Source organism: Mesorhizobium sp. M0340, assembly GCF_040321535.1.
In the GTDB taxonomy this organism is placed as follows: Bacteria; Pseudomonadota; Alphaproteobacteria; order Rhizobiales; family Rhizobiaceae; genus Mesorhizobium.
The window spans coordinates 334750-351090 of sequence record NZ_JAMYRR010000004.1; the positions used below are offsets into that span (position 1 = coordinate 334750).

At 62.0% G+C, this 16341-nt stretch carries 16 protein-coding genes; 12 read left to right on the forward strand and 4 right to left on the reverse strand.

All coding sequences use genetic code 11. The features are described from left to right. Window positions 1–7: 7 nt before the first annotated feature. Window positions 8–2419 carry a phosphoketolase family protein gene (locus NKI79_RS08440; protein WP_352800976.1) on the forward strand — a complete coding sequence of 804 codons (2412 nt, stop codon included), beginning with the start codon at window positions 8–10 and terminating at the stop codon, window positions 2417–2419. Then, window positions 2419–3600 (forward strand): acetate/propionate family kinase, encoded by a 1182-nt coding sequence (locus NKI79_RS08445; RefSeq protein ID WP_352800978.1) that lies wholly within the window; start codon window positions 2419–2421, stop codon window positions 3598–3600. The genes NKI79_RS08440 and NKI79_RS08445 overlap by 1 nt, the downstream gene beginning before the upstream one ends. Before the next feature lie 33 nt (window positions 3601–3633). On the opposite strand, the gene NKI79_RS08450 is transcribed toward NKI79_RS08445, so the two are convergent. Both NKI79_RS08450 and NKI79_RS08455 read right to left on the reverse strand, forming a co-directional pair. After that, window positions 3634–4716, reverse strand: a complete 1083-nt coding sequence (locus NKI79_RS08450; RefSeq protein ID WP_352800980.1) for a sensor histidine kinase — start codon at window positions 4714–4716, stop codon at window positions 3634–3636. A 130-nt stretch (window positions 4717–4846) separates the two neighbouring features. Next, the gene (locus NKI79_RS08455) at window positions 4847–5062 is read right to left on the reverse strand and encodes a KTSC domain-containing protein (RefSeq protein ID WP_352663801.1); all 216 of its coding nucleotides are present in this window, start codon (window positions 5060–5062) and stop codon (window positions 4847–4849) included. A 128-nt stretch (window positions 5063–5190) separates the two neighbouring features. On the opposite strand from NKI79_RS08455, the gene NKI79_RS08460 reads away from it, so the two are divergent. Then, entirely contained in the window at window positions 5191–5808 is a 618-nt protein-coding gene (locus NKI79_RS08460) for an alpha-ketoglutarate-dependent dioxygenase AlkB (protein WP_352800983.1), read from the forward strand. Between the two features lie 42 nt (window positions 5809–5850). Here NKI79_RS08460 and NKI79_RS08465 read toward each other — a convergent pair whose 3' ends face one another. Beyond that, window positions 5851–6315 (reverse strand): NUDIX hydrolase, encoded by a 465-nt coding sequence (locus NKI79_RS08465; protein ID WP_352647946.1) that lies wholly within the window; start codon window positions 6313–6315, stop codon window positions 5851–5853. Window positions 6316–6440: 125 nt separating this feature from the next. On the opposite strand from NKI79_RS08465, the gene ku reads away from it, so the two are divergent. The 4 genes from ku to NKI79_RS08485 all read left to right on the forward strand — a co-directional run bounded on the left by ku (window position 6441) and on the right by NKI79_RS08485 (window position 9762). After that, window positions 6441–7274 carry a non-homologous end joining protein Ku gene (ku, locus tag NKI79_RS08470; RefSeq protein ID WP_352800985.1) on the forward strand — a complete coding sequence of 278 codons (834 nt, stop codon included), beginning with the start codon at window positions 6441–6443 and terminating at the stop codon, window positions 7272–7274. A gap of 93 nt (window positions 7275–7367) precedes the next feature. Next, on the forward strand, window positions 7368–8768 hold the full coding sequence (locus tag NKI79_RS08475) for a PAS domain-containing HWE histidine kinase family protein (RefSeq protein WP_352647949.1): 1401 nt from the start codon (window positions 7368–7370) through the stop codon (window positions 8766–8768). A gap of 75 nt (window positions 8769–8843) precedes the next feature. After that, window positions 8844–9215: an avidin/streptavidin family protein gene (locus tag NKI79_RS08480; protein ID WP_254815773.1), complete on the forward strand. Its 372-nt coding sequence runs from the start codon at window positions 8844–8846 to the stop codon at window positions 9213–9215. Between the two features lie 130 nt (window positions 9216–9345). Next, on the forward strand, window positions 9346–9762 hold the full coding sequence (locus NKI79_RS08485) for an HD domain-containing protein (RefSeq protein ID WP_352800987.1): 417 nt from the start codon (window positions 9346–9348) through the stop codon (window positions 9760–9762). 31 nt (window positions 9763–9793) lie between these two features. On the opposite strand, the gene NKI79_RS08490 is transcribed toward NKI79_RS08485, so the two are convergent. Further along, on the reverse strand, window positions 9794–10204 hold the full coding sequence (locus NKI79_RS08490) for a DUF427 domain-containing protein (protein ID WP_352800989.1): 411 nt from the start codon (window positions 10202–10204) through the stop codon (window positions 9794–9796). 181 nt (window positions 10205–10385) lie between these two features. Between NKI79_RS08490 and NKI79_RS08495 the strand changes: the two genes are divergently transcribed. The 5 genes from NKI79_RS08495 to NKI79_RS08515 all read left to right on the forward strand — a co-directional run bounded on the left by NKI79_RS08495 (window position 10386) and on the right by NKI79_RS08515 (window position 16318). Then, the gene (locus NKI79_RS08495) at window positions 10386–11201 is read left to right on the forward strand and encodes an endonuclease/exonuclease/phosphatase family protein (protein WP_302893445.1); all 816 of its coding nucleotides are present in this window, start codon (window positions 10386–10388) and stop codon (window positions 11199–11201) included. Window positions 11202–11264: 63 nt separating this feature from the next. Next, entirely contained in the window at window positions 11265–12665 is a 1401-nt protein-coding gene (locus tag NKI79_RS08500; protein ID WP_352800991.1) for a phospholipase D family protein, read from the forward strand. A 471-nt stretch (window positions 12666–13136) separates the two neighbouring features. Beyond that, a complete protein-coding gene (locus NKI79_RS08505; RefSeq protein ID WP_352647955.1) occupies window positions 13137–13439 on the forward strand; it encodes a hypothetical protein in 303 nt (100 codons plus the stop codon). Window positions 13440–13626: 187 nt separating this feature from the next. Continuing rightward, entirely contained in the window at window positions 13627–14598 is a 972-nt protein-coding gene (locus NKI79_RS08510) for an SDR family oxidoreductase (RefSeq protein ID WP_352800993.1), read from the forward strand. Between the two features lie 4 nt (window positions 14599–14602). Next, window positions 14603–16318 (forward strand): HAD family hydrolase, encoded by a 1716-nt coding sequence (locus NKI79_RS08515; protein WP_352800995.1) that lies wholly within the window; start codon window positions 14603–14605, stop codon window positions 16316–16318. The last annotated feature ends 23 nt before the right edge of the window (window positions 16319–16341 follow it).

The following is a 16341-nucleotide window of genomic DNA, read 5'->3' on the forward strand; positions in this document are numbered from 1 at the left end:
CATTTCCATGAACGACGAGGCCCGCACCACTGCGCAAACAACCGGCCTTGACCAGATGAATCTGATGGACCGCTACTGGCGCGCCGCGAACTACATTTCGGTTGGCCAGATCTATCTGCTCGACAATCCGCTCTTGCGCGAGCCCTTGCGGCCCGAGCACATCAAGCCGCGGCTGCTCGGCCATTGGGGCACGACGCCCGGCCTCAATTTCATCTATGTGCATCTGAACCGGATCATCCGTGAACGTGGTCTCGATGTTCTGTTCATCTGCGGGCCGGGTCACGGCGGCCCGGCAATGGTCGCGAACACCTGGCTCGAGGGCACCTACAGCGAAATTTATCCCGAGGTCGGCAGGGACGAAGACGGCCTGCGAAAGCTGTTCCGGCAGTTCTCGTTCCCCGGCGGAGTGCCGAGCCACGCGGCCCCGGAGACACCCGGCTCGATCCACGAAGGCGGAGAGCTCGGCTATGCGCTGGTCCATGCCTTCGGCGCCGCCTTCGACAATCCGAACCTTGTGGTTGCCTGCGTCGTCGGCGACGGCGAAGCCGAGACCGGCCCGCTCGCCGCGGCCTGGCATTCCAACAAGTTCCTGAACCCGGCATCCGACGGTGCCGTCGTGCCGATCCTGCATCTCAACGGCTACAAGATCGCCAGCCCGACGATCCTCGGCCGTATGGAAGACGAGGCGTTGCGCAGCCTGTTCCTCGGCTATGGCTACGAAACCTTTTTCGTGGAAGGCCACGAGCCTGCCCCGATGCATCGGGAGATGGCCCGCACGCTCGATACCGTGCTCGACCGGATCCACTCCATCCAGGAGCCTGCACGAGCCGCGGGCTGGAAGGGAGAGCGGCCGCTGTGGCCGATGATCGTGCTGCGCAGCCCAAAGGGCTGGACCGGGCCGAAAGAGGTCGACGGCAGACGAGTCGAGGATTTCTGGCGTTCGCACCAGGTGCCGGTGTCGAACGCGCGCGGCGACGCGGCCCACCGCCAGATCCTCGAAGACTGGATGCGCAGCTACGAACCGAAGATGCTGTTCGATGAAGGCGGGCATCTCCTGGCGGAGCTCGCGGCGCTGGCGCCCACAGGGCCAAGACGCATGGGCGCAATCCCCTACGCCAATGGCGGCCTGCTGAAGCAAGACCTCGTGCTTCCCGACTGGAAAGGCCTGGCGCTCGAGGTACCGCGTCCGGGCGGCACTGTTGGCGAGGCAACGCGGACCGTGGGGAGCTATCTTCGCGACGTGATCCGCTTGAACGCCGAGGCCAGGAATTTCCGGCTGATGGGACCCGACGAGACGTCCTCCAACCGCCTCGACGACGTGTTCGAGGTTACGGACCGGGTCTGGATGGAGCGGATCGAGCCTTACGACGTTCATCTTTCCCGCGGCGGCCGCGTCATGGAAGTGCTCAGCGAGCATCTTTGCCAGGGCTGGCTGGAGGGCTATCTGCTGACCGGCCGCCACGGCCTGTTCTCGTGCTACGAGGCGTTCGTCCACATCGTCGATTCCATGGTCAACCAGCATGCCAAATGGCTGAAGACCTCCGGCGAACTTGCCTGGCGCAAGCCGATCGCCTCGCTAAACTACCTGCTGACCTCGCATGTCTGGCGGCAGGATCACAACGGCTTCAGCCATCAGGATCCGGGCTTTGCCGATTTCGTCGCCAACAAGAAGGCCGACACGGTAAGGCTCTATTTCCCGCCGGATGCAAACACGCTGCTGTGGATCACCGACCATTGCCTGAAAACCTACAACCGCATCAACGTCATCGTCGCCGGCAAGCAGCCGGCGCCGCAATGGCTGTCCGCCGAGGACGCGGAAGCGCACTGCAAGGCCGGCGCGGGCATCTGGGAATGGGCCGGGACGGTTGCCAAGGGCGAAGATCCGGATGTGGTCCTGGCTTGCGCCGGCGACGTGCCGACGCTGGAGACGCTTGCCGCAGCCGACATCCTGCGCTCGGGCGTTCCGGACCTGAAGATCCGCGTCGTCAATGTCGTCGACCTGATGATTTTGCAGTCGAATTCCGAGCATCCGCATGGCTTTGCCGACGACAGATTCGACGCACTGTTCACCAAGGCCAAGCCGGTCATCTTCGCCTATCACGGCTACCCCTATCTCATTCACCGTCTGACCTACCGGCGCACCAACCACGACAACATGCATGTGCATGGCTTTCGCGAGGAAGGCACGACGACGACGCCGTTCGATATGGTCGTGCTCAACCAGCTCGACCGCTATCATCTGGCGCTCGCCGCGATCGCGCGTGTGCCGGGGCTGGCCGAGCGGGCGAAGGAGCTTGCCGCGGCGCTGCATGGGAAATTGGCTGAGCACAAAGCCTATGTCCGCGAACATGGCGAGGACATGCCCGAGATCCAGAAATGGTCCTGGCCGCAGGACGGCGCGACAAGGGCCGGCGATTGATGCGACGATCGATCCTTGCGTTGAATGCCGGCTCGTCGAGCATCAAGTTTAGACTTTACGACCTTGCAGCATCCGCCGAGCTGGATCTTGCGTCTCGCGGTTCGCTGGATTTGGGCGATGTGCCAAGGCTGACCGCGAAAGCCGCCGATGGGGAGCTGCAGTGCGATCGGCCGCTTGCCGCGGACGCATCACGCGACATGGGCCTCGGCCAGATGCTGCAATGGATCGAGAACGAACTTGGCGGAAGGAAACTGATCGCCGCCGGCCATCGCATCGTCCATGGCGGACGCGAGTTCGTCGAACCTGTCCGCCTGACACCGACAGTTATCGAGGCTCTCGACAGGCTGACGCCGCTTGCGCCACTGCACCAGCCGCGCAGCCTCGCGCCGATCCGGGCGCTTGCCGCGTTGCGGCCCGACTTGCCGCAGGTCGGATGTTTCGACACGGCCTTCCATCGGACCATCGAGCCTCTGGTCAGCCGTTTCGCGCTGCCGCGCCGCTATGAGGCAGACGGCATCCACCGCTACGGCTTTCACGGGCTTTCCGACGAATATGTCGCGGGCCGGCTCAAGCAGATATCGCCCGATCTGGCGGCGAAAAGAACCATCGTCGCCCATCTCGGCAACGGGGCGAGCCTGTGCGCCATGCGCGACGGGAGAAGCGTCGATACGACGATGGGCTTTTCGGCGCTTGACGGCCTGGTCATGGGCACACGCTGCGGCGCCATCGATCCGGGCGTGCTTTTGTACCTGCTACTGGAAAGAGGTGTTTCGGGAGAGGCGCTGCAAGACATGCTCTACGAGGAATCCGGCCTGCTCGGCGTGTCCGGCATTTCCGGCGACATGCGCACGCTGGAGGCCAGCGACGACCGCCGGGCGCGCGAAGCGGTGGAGCTTTTCGCCTTCCGCGCCGCCAGGGAAGTTGCCGCTCTCGCCAACACGCTGGGCGGGCTGGAATGCCTGGTGTTCACCGGCGGCATCGGCGAGCACTCTGCCGCGGCCCGCAAAGCGATTTGCGGCAGGCTTGGCTGGCTCGGCGTGGCGATCGACGAAGCCGACAACAGCTCCCATGAAGCGCTCATAAGCCAGGCGGACAGCAAGGTCGAAGTCCGCGTCATCGCGACCGACGAAGAAGGTGTCATCGCCCGCCACACGCGCAAGGTGATCGACGGGCCTGGCTGATGCGGATGGCCTTGATGGCGCTTGCTCGACCGGCTACGTCGCGACGGCGGCCGATCTGTTGAACACGATGGTCACGCGCGTTCCTTTGCCGGGGGCAGAATCCACCTCGAACCGGGCTTTGGCATTCTCAATAAGCGATTGAGCGATCAACGCTCCGAGCTTGCCGGGTTTCGGCCAGGTCTCGCCTTCGGGCAGGCCGATGCCGTCATCGGCGACTACGATGCGAAAACCGTCTCCGTCGACGACGCTGCGCAGCGTGATCGTCCCGCCTTCGCGACCCAGAAAGGCGTGTTTCAGCGCGTTCGTCAAAAGCTCATTGACCACCAGACCCGTTGGCATCGCCACGTTGATGGACACGGGATAGGCATCAACCTTCATGTCCAGCCGGATGCCCTGCATGGCGTGCGACGTCATCACGGCGGAAGCGATCTGGCTGAGATAGACGCCAAGGTCCACTTCGGCCTTCTGTTCGTCGACCGACAGCGTCTGGTAGAGAATTGCGAGCGCATCGACGCGGCCGGCGAGGCGCTCGAAGCGTTTCTGATCGGGTGACGCCGCACTGCGGGCCTCCAACCTGATGAGAGCCGTGATCATCTGGAGATTGTTCTTCATCCGATGCTGCAACTCGCGCAGCAGCATGTCCTTTTCCCGAATGCGTTGTTCGATGGCCTCGCTGTCGCTTGCCTTGTGCGCGGTCACGTCGACAAGGGCGACCAGTCGAAAGGACCGTCGCCCGCGCTCGTCCTCGATCAGGTTCGAATAGACATCGACGATGGCTGGCGCTGCGGCGGCACGTTGTATCCTGAATGTTCCCGCGCGATCGATATCCTCGACGATGGCCCGGGCCAGCGGCCGGTCCTTGTATTCGCTCAAGCCTTCTCCGCTCAGTGCGGCCCAGTTCCAGCGCTTGAGCTCGGCGACGGATACGGCTGACAATTTCTGGAACTCGGAATTGACATAGACGACACGTTCGTCGCCGCTGAGATCGGAAATTGCGATCGCGATCGGCAGCTGGTCGAGAAATCTCTTGAATTGTTCGCTATCCAGCACGCCCGCCAGATGCGGGGTATCGAGCAATTGCTGGAGCTGCTCGGTTTTTTCGACTTCGGCGGGCATTCCAGGCTTTCGATGTTTCTGGTGAAGCCATGATCAATATCAGGTCGCTCACCAACTGCGAAGTCCGCTCATTGCCGCGCGGCTACGAATGGCGGAGAGCCGAGATCATGGTTGAGAAGCGTCGGAAGACTCAGCTCGAATGGCTCTGCTCGACCAGATGGTATTTATACCGGTCGCGAATATGTTCGTTGAAGAACCGGCCCTTCGACAAAGCCTTGCGGAACGCGGCGTGGACCTGCGGCGGAACGTCCTCGTAATCATAGCGGTTTCCGCTCGGGACGAACCACACCGAGAGTACCCTCGTCGCCGGCTGGTAGTCGATGTTTCTGATCGCAGTTGAAGGCATCTCGACAGCTCCAATGCTCGGCAGTGCTCCAATCCACGCCATCGTGTGAATAACCCTGCACGGAGAGCGAGGTTCCTTGCTGCCGAAGCAGCCTTGCCGCTACGGGCCGGCTTCACCAAGTACAGTTGATGCCACCGCTCAAGACATCGGCTGCAGCCCGTCAGGGCGATCTCTTTGCCGCCACCGACGACCTGCCGGAAGGATTCCGCTACCGGCCCGAACTGATCACGCCGGACGAGGAAGCAGCGTTGGCAAGCCAGCTCGACGGCCTGCCTTTTCAGCCCTTCGACTTTCACGGCCATCTGGCAAACCGGCGGGTGGTCGGCTTCGGGCTGCGTTACGACTACGACCGGCGCGAAGTCGTCGAAGCACCGCCGATACCCGGCTTTCTGCTGCCGCTCAGGGACAAAGTTGCAGCCTTTGCCCGCCTGCCGGCCGAAACCTTCGTGCAGGTGCTGATCAACGAGTACCGGCCGGGCGCCGGTATCGGCTGGCACCGCGACAAGCCTCATTTCGAAGTGGTCGCCGGCGTTTCGCTGCTGGCCGCCTGCAGCTTCCGCCTGCGCCGGAAAAACGGCACGCGATGGGATCGCAAGACGGTCACCGTCGAGCCAAGATCAGCCTATTTGATGACGGGTGCTGCGCGCAACGAATGGGAGCACAGCATTCCGCCGGTCGCCGAGCACCGCTATTCGATCACATTACGCACGCTGCGCGCGCAAAATTCGCTTGGGATAGCGCCGTAAGGCAAGCCAGGCACCGCCCTGAAGTACTGAGCCGATACGATTTCATGGGTCGCCATGCCGACCGGCCAAATCCGCCAGCATGGCGCGCTGGCCTTTCAGTATCTTGAGGTTGGCTTCAGGCAGGGAGAACCAGCCCGCTCTGTCGACTTCGGCAAATTCCTTCATCGAGCCGGACCTTGGCGGCCATTCCATGACGAAGGTGTTGCTGCTTATGGCGTCGCTGTCGAAATCCGCTTCGACGCACCATGCGACGACGAGCTTGCCGCCCGGCTGCCGGTAGCTGCCAAGGTGTTCGAAAACTCCATCGATGGCGACCCCGAGCTCCTCTTCGGCTTCGCGTTTTGCCGCCGCCAGTTCGTCCTCGTTCTCGTCGACCAGGCCCTTCGGGATCGACCATGCGCCGTCGTCCTTCTTCGCCCAGAATGGGCCGCCGGGATGCACCAGCAGCACCTGAAGTGAACCTCGGCTTTGGCGATAAATGAGCAACCCTGCGCTGCGTTTGGCCATTCCGCTATTCCCCTGACGAAAATGAACCGAATGTTCTCGTCCGGGCCGGCGTACGGACCAGCCTGCCACGGCGGAACGATTTCGGCTCGCAGCCGTTCCGTCCGTTCGGCAAATGAGTGATTGACATGGCGACGCCGCGAGCTGCCTGGAAGGGCTTTATGAAAGTCGGATCGGTTTCCTGTGGCGTCAAGATCATCGGCGCCGTCAGCGAGGCCGAGAAAGTGCATTTCAGGATCCTGAACCGCAAGGACGGTCTCCCGGTCAAGAGCGCTTATATCGACGAGGAGACCGGCGATACGGTGGAGGCTGCCGACCAGGTAAAGGGCTATGAAGTCGAGAAGGGCGAATTCATCCGCATAGAGCCGGACGAAATCAAGAAACTAAAGATGGTATCGCAGCACACGCTCGAGATCGGCGAGTTTGTGCCCACCGCCGAAATCGACGCACGCTACCTCGAAAAGCCCTATTATCTGGTTCCGGCCGACGCGCCCTCCACTGAGGCCTTCGCGGTGATCCGGGACGCCATGGCCAGGAAGAAAGTGGCAGCCCGCTCCTGCGTCGTGCTGTACCAGCGAGGCCGAGAGGTGCTGATCCAGCCGCTGGGCAAGGGCATGGTGATGACGGAATTACGCAACCACAATGAAGTGGTCGCAACGGACGCGGTGTTCGAAGGACTGAAGGCTCGCAAGGTCGATCCCGAGATGCTGGAAATCGCGCAATTGCTGATCGACAAGAAGCCCGCCAAATTCGACCCGTCAAAGTTCGAAGACACTTATGAACAGGCGCTGGTTGCGATGATCGAAGCCAAGCGCAAGGGCAAGAAACCGCCCAAGCCGGCACCTGCGCCGAGGACGAATGTCGTCAACCTCGCCGATATTCTGCGCAGAAGCCTGGCGCAGGAAGGCGGCAAGGCTCGTAACAAAGGTCGGGGAACGGCCGCGAAACGCAGATCAGCCTGAATGTCCGAAAGCGGATCGAACGGAACCGAAAACGCTCGCGCGCATTTAGATGACGTAGCAATCCGTCGGCAAGCCAAGCGGAGCGGGGGACTGGTGGACGTCGTTGAACTAAAGACTGGCGGAATCCCGCAAGTTTCCTCCGCCGATCTGATGCAGGCGTTGCCTGTGGCTGTCTACACCACCGACAGACAAGGCTACATCTCGTTCTTCAACGAAGCCGCTGCCGATCTCTGGGGATATCGTCCGGTTATCGGCCAGGACCGCTGGTGCGGATCATGGAAGCTTCGCCACCTCGACGGACGGCCGATGGCGCACGACGAATGTCCGATGGCCGTTGCCTTGCTGGAGGAGCGGGACGTTCCTGGGGGCCGGGCGATCGCCGAGCGGCCGGACGGCCAGTTCATCCCGTTCAGCGCGCATCCGGTCCTGCTTCGCGATGCGAACGGCGAGGTCGTCGGCGCCATCAACACCTTGCTCGACCTGCGCACCCAGGCGCTGGCTGACGACGCCAGCATAAGGCTCGCTGCCATCGTCGAATCTTCGATGGACGCGATCGTGTCGAAAGACCTGAACGGCATTATCACCAGCTGGAACGACGCGGCACAACGCCTGTTCGGCTACACGCCCGCGGAGGCGATCGGTCGCCCGGTGACGATGCTCATCCCGCCCGACCACCTGGATGAGGAAGCCATGATCATCAGCCGCATTCGCGCCGGCGAACGGATTCCTTCATATGAGACTATCCGGCAGCGCAAGGACGGCACCCTGGTTCCGGTTTCGCTCACCATCTCGCCGATACGCGACGGCATTGGGCGTATCGTCGGCGCTTCCAAGATCGCGCGCGACATCAGCCCGCATAAGGACAGCGAACGGCGTATCCGCACACTCATGCGCGAAGTCAACCATCGCGTTAAAAACCAGTATTCGGTGATCGTCTCGATGATCCGCGAGACCAGCAAGCTGGCGGGTACGCCAGAGGCTTTCCTTTCCCAAGTCCGGGAACGCATCATGGCACTTTCGGAATCACACGATCTGCTGGTCGATGCCGAATGGCGTGGCGCGACCATCGGCGAACTAATCCATGCCCAGACCAAGGCCTTCGCGACACAGGCCAGGCTATCGATGAGCGGGCCGATGATCATGCTGCAGCCGAATGCGGTGCAATATCTCGGCATTGCCTTTCACGAGCTGGCCACCAATTCGGTAAAGCACGGAGCGCTGTCGCGCCTTGACGGGCGGGTCGAGGTCGAATGGACCGTGACGCCAGCCGCCGATGGCAGCGACGGCTTCCGCCTTGTCTGGCGGGAACTGGACGGACCATTGGTCGATGAAAACACGCGACGCGGTTTCGGAACGGTCGTGCTCAAACGCGTCACCCCGCAGGCGCTCAGCGGCACCGGCCGCCTGGAATTTGAGAGGCACGGCATCACCTGGACGCTGGAAGCGCCGCTGCGCTTCGTTCAGATGTCGATGGCTGGCATTGCGGCTGATTGAAGGCCGCTACCTCGGCCGCGGCTTGGAGGCCGTGTGCCAACGCAATCCCTATGGCAGCAATCAGGAGGAGCAGCGATGAGTTGGCTGGGCACCTGGCGGAACCAGTACGGGTCGGTCGTCGAACTGACCAGCGAAGAGGGCGGACGGATCAGCGGAACCTTCAGGACGGCGCTGGAGGACAGCGCCTTCTTCGGCACGACGGTGCCGCTGTTCGGAGCCTGCCATGGAGATGTCATCGGATTCACCTGCGCGGCCGAAGGGCGGGTCGGAGCCGCGGCGGTGAGCTATACCGGCATCCTCAGGAACGGGAAGCTGGAGATGCTGTGGCACACCGTTGCGGATGCCGCTTTGTCGGCGGAAAAGGAAGGGGCGCCGGCCCGAGCCAGGAAACTCCCCGCCTGGCGTGCCTTTGGAACCAGCCTCGACAGTTTTGAACGCGTCTCCTGACTATTCCGCCCGCCACCGCGGCATTCAGCTCGCAAGCGAGGCAGCAGGGTCCCGCGGCGCGTAGGAACTCGCACTGACAATGGCGCGTTGGTGCGCCAGGACATGTGCTGTTCGTTACGGGATCGACCCAATGAGCGTGCTTTATCGCGCAGCGAAAATCGCCGAACAGGCCCATGCCGGGCAGACGGACAACACAGGGCGGCCTTATATCGAACATTGCCGCCGGGTCGTCGATGCCGTCGAAACGCTCGATCAGAAAGCCATCGCCTATCTTCACGACGTTATCGAAAAAGGCGACGGCTGGAATCGCGACCGGCTTGAGGCGGCCGGGTTCGGGCCGTCCATCGTATCGGCCGTCGACGCACTGACACGGCGGCCGAACGAGGACGATTCCGTGTTCGTTCGCAGGGCTGCGGCCAACCCGCTGGCGTTGCCGGTCAAGCGCGCCGATCTTGTCGACAATCTATGGCAGGCACGGCAGATCGGTGCCTCGACAGAGAAATACGAAGCCGGCCTGCGCATTCTCAGAGAAGAGTTCGCGAGCTGACGGAAGGCTGGCGCCTGTCGCCGATGTGGGTCTATTCGGTGACGTGCGGCGTATGCCGCTTGTCCTCCGCGGTATCGGCCTCGATCCGCGCCCGGCCGGGATCGAACGCGCCGTGGCGGGCGATCGCCAGTGCCGGGGTGTCGGGCGTCTCGTAGGCCCACATGAAGTCTTCTGCCGACGAGCCGACCGCATGAACACGCCAATAGTTTGCCGTGCCCTTCAGCGGGCTGTGGCTCGTTGTGTTCGTCTTCTCCAGAAGGTCGAAATAGATGTCCTCGAAGGGTATGTAGAAGACAGGATCGTGACCGTCTTCGTAGAGCAGCTTTGCCCGCGCGCTCGATGCAATAATGGCGTCGGAGAACCGAACGGTTACGGTTCCATCGAACGGGACAATCCTGAGCGGGCCTGGCTGGGGGGCGGAATTTGCGGCTAAGGGCTGCATTCGACTTCTCCGTAGACTGCGCTGCCCTCCCGAAACGTGTTGTTGCCCGTCAGGGTTCCAGACCGCGGGCGCGCCGACGCCGGCGGTGGAACGGTTTTACAAGGTCGTCGTTGTTTCAGACCTCCGCACGCGCCATAATCGCAATGGCCGCCACTCGCCGACTCAAAAGCAAATGGATCAGATGCTGGATCGATCGCCTACCCTTCCAAGGTCGCTTGGCGCTGCGCTGCGAAGGGAAGTGCCGCGGTTTACGGCGCCCGGCAACGAAATTTCGTGCACCACGGTTGCATCCTACAATGTGCATAAATGCGTCGGCACCGATGGCAGGTTCGATCCGGAGCGGGTCGCGGCCGTGGTCAAGGAACTCGACGCCGATATCATTGCTTTGCAGGAGGCCGACGAAAGAACCGGAAGCAGGCAGGGTTTGCTCGATCTCGCAGCGCTCGAGCGGGACAGCGACCTCGTCCCCACACATGTCCCGGAAAACCGCCGCAGCCATGGCTGGCACGGCAATCTGATCCTGGCGCGCCGCGGCGTGGTCGAAAGCGTGAACCAGATCCGGCTGCCCGGCCTTGAGCCGCGCGGTGCGGTCATCGCGGATCTGGAGCTGAAGGGCGTCTCGCTCAGGATCATAGCCGCACATTTTGGCCTGCTGCGGCGGTCGCGCTCGCAGCAGGCCAACGCGCTGGTCGAAGCCACGCACCCGGTTCTGCGGCCAACAATCCTGCTTGGCGACCTCAACGAATGGCGCGTCCGCAACAGGTCTTCGCTGCTGGCCTTGCTGCCGCATTTCGGTCCGATCGATGCGGTTCTGCCGAGCTTTCCGTCGCGCTTTCCACTGTTTGCGCTCGACCGCATCCTGGCCAGGCCGCCCCACCTGATTTCCAGCATCGAGGTGCACAAGACGCCGCTGGCGCAGCGCGCTTCCGATCATCTGCCGATCAAGGCCCGGCTGAACCTGGACGCGATACGGCAGCCGCGACTGCAACCAGAATGAACCTGAAGGGTTGTTAGTCAGATTTCAGACGGTTTGCTTCGCTGATGTTTGTCGGTGCACTTCATGGATACAGCCATTTCGCGGTTTGCCCGGGACAAGATCGCGGCCGGCAATAGCGGGTTGCTGCTGATCGCCGACAATTATGACGCGTTTGCCGCGCGAATCCTTGCTGCGCGCAGTGCCACCAGCAGCCTCGACCTGATGTACTATCTCTGGCACGACGACCATAGCGGCCGGCTGCTGATGCAGGAGGTCGTCAAGGCGGCGGAGCGCGGTGTCCGCGTCCGCATGCTGCTGGACGATATCAATCCGCGCAACAGCGACGCCGCTTACCTGGCGCTCAACAGCTACAAGAACATCGAGCTGAGGCTGTTCAACCCCAGCGGCATGAGGAACGGCAGCATCTTTCGCTCGCTGGAGATGGTCGCCCGGCTGTTTGCGATGACCCGCCGCATGCACAACAAGGCCTGGATCGCCGATGAGGGCCTGGCCATTGTCGGAGGAAGAAACATCGGCGACGCCTATTTCGACGCTGCGGAGACGAATTTTCGCGATCTCGACCTGTTGCTTCTCGGTCCTGCCGTAGGGCAGACGATGCAGATCTTCGAGGCGTTCTGGAGTTGCGAGGCGGCAAGGCCGATCGAACTGCTCAACCCGGCTGCAGCGGGCTCGCGCGCCGATTTCCTCGACAATCTCGATGCGACCGCGGACGGCCAGCTTTTGAACAGCCTCAGTGCCTGGCGCACGATCACGGAGTTCATTGTAGCGCACAGCGACGTCTGCTGGACGAAAGGCGTTCGCGTCATTTCCGATCCGCCGGAAAAGGTGCGCGGCAAGAGGCGCAGAAACTGGCTGACAAAGGAGCTGCTTCCCGCTATCGCGGCGACCAGGCAGCGCCTCGAAATTGTCTCGCCCTATTTCATCCCCAGCCGCACCGGGTTGGCCATCCTGTCGAAGCTGGTGGACCGTGGCGCCGAGGTTGCAATCCTGACCAACTCGCTCGCCGCGACGGACGTCGCCGCCGTGCACGGCGCCTATGCCAAATACCGCCGCAAGCTGCTTAAAAAAGGTATCCAGCTTTTCGAATTGCAGCCCTTCGACCGCCAGGCCAACATCTCCGTTTTCGGCTCAAAGGGAGCCAGCCTGCATACCAAGGCCTTTACGGTCGACGACACGCTGGGGTTTGTCGGTTCCTTCAATTTCGATCCGCGTTCGGTGTCGTTGAATGCGGAAATGGGCGTGCTTTTCCACGATACCAATCTGGTGAGGGAGTTGCGCCGGCTGTTCGAGCACGAAAAGTCACCGCAGACGAGCTACCAGCTGGTCCTGGACAAAGGCGCCTTGCGTTGGCTCGGCTTGGCGGATGGCGAGATGCGGCAATATTCGCGTGAACCGGAGGCCAGTCTCTATCGGCGCATCATTTCAGCGCTGGTTGGCTGCCTGCCGATCGAATCGCAATTGTAGAAGCGACGGATTTGTCGGAACGCGACTCTTTGTCGGAACGGAAATGCGGGATCACGAGTTGTAATCCGGTCCGGAGCATGCCGATGAAGACCACGCTATACAGTTTTCTTGCCGAGCTCTTGCCGTTCTGGATGGCGCACAAACGCAAAATGCGCGCCGGACGTGTCGCTGAGCGGCCGACACGATCTGCCGCAGGTGACGATGTTCGGCCGTCAGGCGACCCGAACCGCGCAACACCGGCGCGACGGCGCAACGCGTCTTAGGGCGGGATGCCTGCAAATTACACCCCGCCCCAAATGTCTGGTTAGCGGCATTCTGCGACGCCAAATGATTTCGCTTGACTGCAAAGCTCTAGCTCCTTGGCGATCACGCTATCGTTAAGTATCTCTGTTTGAAATCCGGCGTTGCCAAGCATCCATTTTGCAGCACGTACGTTAATGACACTACAGTTTGCCGCTACAGGTGAGCACCATGAGTGCTAATGCGATAGAATTCTTGCAGGACTGGATTCACGAAAACGTTCATGTGCCGCCGCCTCCGATCAGGCTTGAAAAGGAGGCGGAAATCCTCGCTAGGGAATGCAAGCAAGAGGCGGCCAACGCTGGGGTACCCATCGAAGACATCGAGGAAGAGGTTGGCGACCTCAAGGATCTGCTCGTCGCCAAGCTCGAAGACGCAGCCGAGGACGAGGCCAGGCAACTCAATGGCAAGGGCAGCGACATGAATAGGACGGCTGGAGCCAGCGGTCGGGCGACACTGCAGAACAATCTGTGATTCAGGGCGGGCCGAACAAATGCGCCACTGAGGACGCCGCAATCTCCTGGGCATTTTCAGCGGGTTCGTACAGCGGGTTGCCGTGGCTCAGACTTCGCACGATCCGCTCCGGACTGAAGGAATGACGCCATGGCATAAACCTTTTCGCCGGACATGCGTTGTTGGGTTTCAAGCCAGGGAGATGACCATGCAGATGAAATCGGAAATCGCCGGCGAGGCCGCCAAGCAGCGGCATATCCAGCGCCGTATCGACGAGAAGGACAAGTCCAGGTCCAATGGCAAGCAAAAAGGCGCCATGCAGGCCGGCGCCCGCAAATATCCCGAACCGCCCTTCCCCGAGCAGCACCAGCCGAAGCCGGGGCATGAATGGGCGATCGAGCCGGCGCCGCTTTATGATGCGCCATTTTATATCGGATCGAAAAAGCTCGACGGCAAAGTGGCCGTCATTACCGGCGGCGATTCAGGCATCGGTCGTGCGGTGGCCGTGCTCTATGCGCGTGAAGGCGCCGATGTGGGGATCGTCTATCTCTCGGAGGACAAGGACGCCGAAGAGACCAAAAGGGCCGTCGAAGCCGAAGGCCGGCGCTGCATCCTGATCAAGGCCGATGTCAGCGAACGCGACCACTGCCACAACGCGGTGGCTGAGATCGTGCAGGAGTTTGGGCGCATCGACGTGCTGGTCAACAACGCCGCTTTCCAGATCCACTCCAGCGATTTCAGCGAGCTGACCGAGGAGCATTTCGACACGACGCTGAAGACCAACCTCTACGGCTATTTCCACATGGCTCAGGAGGCGGTACCGCACATGAAGCCCGGTTCGGCAATCATCAATACCGGTTCAGTGACCGGCATCGAGGGCTCGAAGCAACTGGTCGACTACTCCATGACCAAGGGCGGCATTCATGCCTTCACCCGCGCGCTCTCGGGCAACCTTGTCGACAAGGGCATAAGGGTCAACGCCGTGGCGCCGGGGCCGGTTTGGACGCCGCTCAACCCCTCGGACAAGGAAGCCGGCGATGTTTCGAAATTTGGCGCGGATACGCCGATGAAACGGCCCGCCCAGCCGGAGGAGATCGCGCCGGCCTACGTGTTCCTCGCCTCGCCGCACTGCTCGAGCTATATCACCGGCGAGATATTGCCGATCGTGGGCGGCTACTGACGGCATGTATTTCATTGCCTTGGCCACTGACTATGACGGCACGCTGGCGCATGAGGGGATCGTTGCCCAGAAGACGCTTGCGGCGCTTGAACGCTTCAAGAAGAGCGGCCGCAAACTCATTCTCGTCACCGGGCGCGAGCTGCCCGACCTCAAACGCGTCTTTCCCGAAGTCGCGATCTTCGACAAGGTCGTCGCCGAAAACGGCGCGTTGATCTACACGCCGGCCAGCGAGGAGGAGCGGACGATATCTCCGCCGCCCGTCCCCGAGCTCATCGCCAAACTCAGGAAACGCGGTGTCAAACCGCTTTCGGTCGGATGCTCGATCGTCGCAACCTGGGAACCGCATCAGGCTACCGCGCTCGAGGTCATCAAGAAATTGGGGCTGGAGCTGGAAATCATCTTCAACAAGGGCGCGGTGATGATCCTGCCCAGCGGCATCAACAAGGCGACCGGCCTGACAGCCGCGCTTCAGGACCTCAGATTGTCGCCGCACAACGTCGTCGGTGTCGGCGACGCCGAAAACGACCACGCCTTCCTCCGCGCCTGCGGCTTCAGCGTCGCCGTCGACAACGCGCTGCCGGCAGTCAAGGAAACGGCGGATCTCGTGACACGCGGCGCGCGCGGAAAAGGCGTCGAGGAACTGATCGCCAAGGTGGTGGAGCGCGATCGCGAGCTTGTGCCGAGCCGCGACGGCATTGAGCTTGGCTCGGAGGACGGCAAGGAGGTGTATCTGTCGCCAACCGATACGGTGCTGATCGCCGGGAGCTCCGGCATCGGCAAATCGACCCTGGCGACCGCACTGACGGAGCGCTTCGTCGAGAGAAAGTTCCAGTTCTGCATCTTCGATCCGGAAGGCGACTACGATGGCCTCGAAGGCGCGGTCCGGCTGGGCGACGGCTCGAACGCGCCGACGAAAACGCAATTGCTCGATCTCCTGGAGAAGCCCGACAACAATCTTGTCGTCAATGGCCTGGCGCTGCGCGTCAACGAGCGGCCGGACTTCTTTGCCGACCTGCTGCCGGGCCTTGGCAGTCTTCGTTTCCGTACGGCACGACCGCACTGGCTGATCATCGACGAGGCGCATCACCTCCTGCCGAAGCGGCGCGACGATACCCCGATGGTGCTGGCGATGGAATTGCCCGGCACGATCCTGATCACGGTTCATCCGGACGCGATCTCAACCGATGCATTGCGGCTGGTCACCGCCGTCATCGCACTCGGCCCCAAGGCAAAAAAGGTCATCAAGACGTTCTGCCGCGAGACCGGCACCGAACCGCCAAAGGACAAGGATCTGAGCTCTCCGAAAGACCAGCGCGTGCTGTTCTGGCGACCGCAGGCGCACAAGAAACCTGCCATGGTCGAGCCGATCGAGCCGCGGCAGTCGCTCAAGCGCCACAGCCGCAAATATGCCGAGGGCCAGCTCGACGAGAAGGGCAGCTTCTATTTCCGCGGCCCCGACAATGCAATGAACCTCCGCGCCCATAATCTGATGATTTTCGCCCAGATCGCCGAGGGGATCGACGACAGGACCTGGGAACATCATCTGCGCGCCGGCGACTATTCCGAATGGTTTCGCCACCAGATCAGGGACAAGGAACTGGCGCGCGAGACCGCGGAGGCGGAGAAAGACGGCACACTTTCGGCGCAGGAGAGCCGCAACCACATCCTGGACGCAGTGCGCCGCCGCTATACCGCGCCCGCCACCGCGCCAAAGGAATAGATGCAAGCGGCGCCCAGCCGTGG

Excerpts from the sequence above, each read along its gene's own strand:
- NKI79_RS08480 (WP_254815773.1), top strand. The coding sequence starts at position 8,844 with ATGAGTTGGCTGGGCACCTGGCGGAACCAGTACGGGTCGGTCGTCGAA.
- NKI79_RS08440 (WP_352800976.1), top strand. The coding sequence starts at position 8 with ATGAACGACGAGGCCCGCACCACTGCGCAAACAACCGGCCTTGACCAG.
- NKI79_RS08515 (WP_352800995.1), top strand. The coding sequence starts at position 14,603 with ATGTATTTCATTGCCTTGGCCACTGACTATGACGGCACGCTGGCGCAT.
- NKI79_RS08465 (WP_352647946.1), bottom strand. The coding sequence starts at position 6,315 with ATGGCCAAACGCAGCGCAGGGTTGCTCATTTATCGCCAAAGCCGAGGT.
- NKI79_RS08450 (WP_352800980.1), bottom strand. The coding sequence starts at position 4,716 with ATGCCCGCCGAAGTCGAAAAAACCGAGCAGCTCCAGCAATTGCTCGAT.
- ku (WP_352800985.1), top strand. The coding sequence starts at position 6,441 with ATGGCGACGCCGCGAGCTGCCTGGAAGGGCTTTATGAAAGTCGGATCG.
- NKI79_RS08495 (WP_302893445.1), top strand. The coding sequence starts at position 10,386 with ATGCTGGATCGATCGCCTACCCTTCCAAGGTCGCTTGGCGCTGCGCTG.
- NKI79_RS08455 (WP_352663801.1), bottom strand. The coding sequence starts at position 5,062 with ATGCCTTCAACTGCGATCAGAAACATCGACTACCAGCCGGCGACGAGG.
- NKI79_RS08500 (WP_352800991.1), top strand. The coding sequence starts at position 11,265 with ATGGATACAGCCATTTCGCGGTTTGCCCGGGACAAGATCGCGGCCGGC.
- NKI79_RS08490 (WP_352800989.1), bottom strand. The coding sequence starts at position 10,204 with ATGCAGCCCTTAGCCGCAAATTCCGCCCCCCAGCCAGGCCCGCTCAGG.
- NKI79_RS08445 (WP_352800978.1), top strand. The coding sequence starts at position 2,419 with ATGCGACGATCGATCCTTGCGTTGAATGCCGGCTCGTCGAGCATCAAG.
- NKI79_RS08460 (WP_352800983.1), top strand. The coding sequence starts at position 5,191 with ATGCCACCGCTCAAGACATCGGCTGCAGCCCGTCAGGGCGATCTCTTT.
- NKI79_RS08505 (WP_352647955.1), top strand. The coding sequence starts at position 13,137 with ATGAGTGCTAATGCGATAGAATTCTTGCAGGACTGGATTCACGAAAAC.
- NKI79_RS08510 (WP_352800993.1), top strand. The coding sequence starts at position 13,627 with ATGCAGATGAAATCGGAAATCGCCGGCGAGGCCGCCAAGCAGCGGCAT.
- NKI79_RS08485 (WP_352800987.1), top strand. The coding sequence starts at position 9,346 with ATGAGCGTGCTTTATCGCGCAGCGAAAATCGCCGAACAGGCCCATGCC.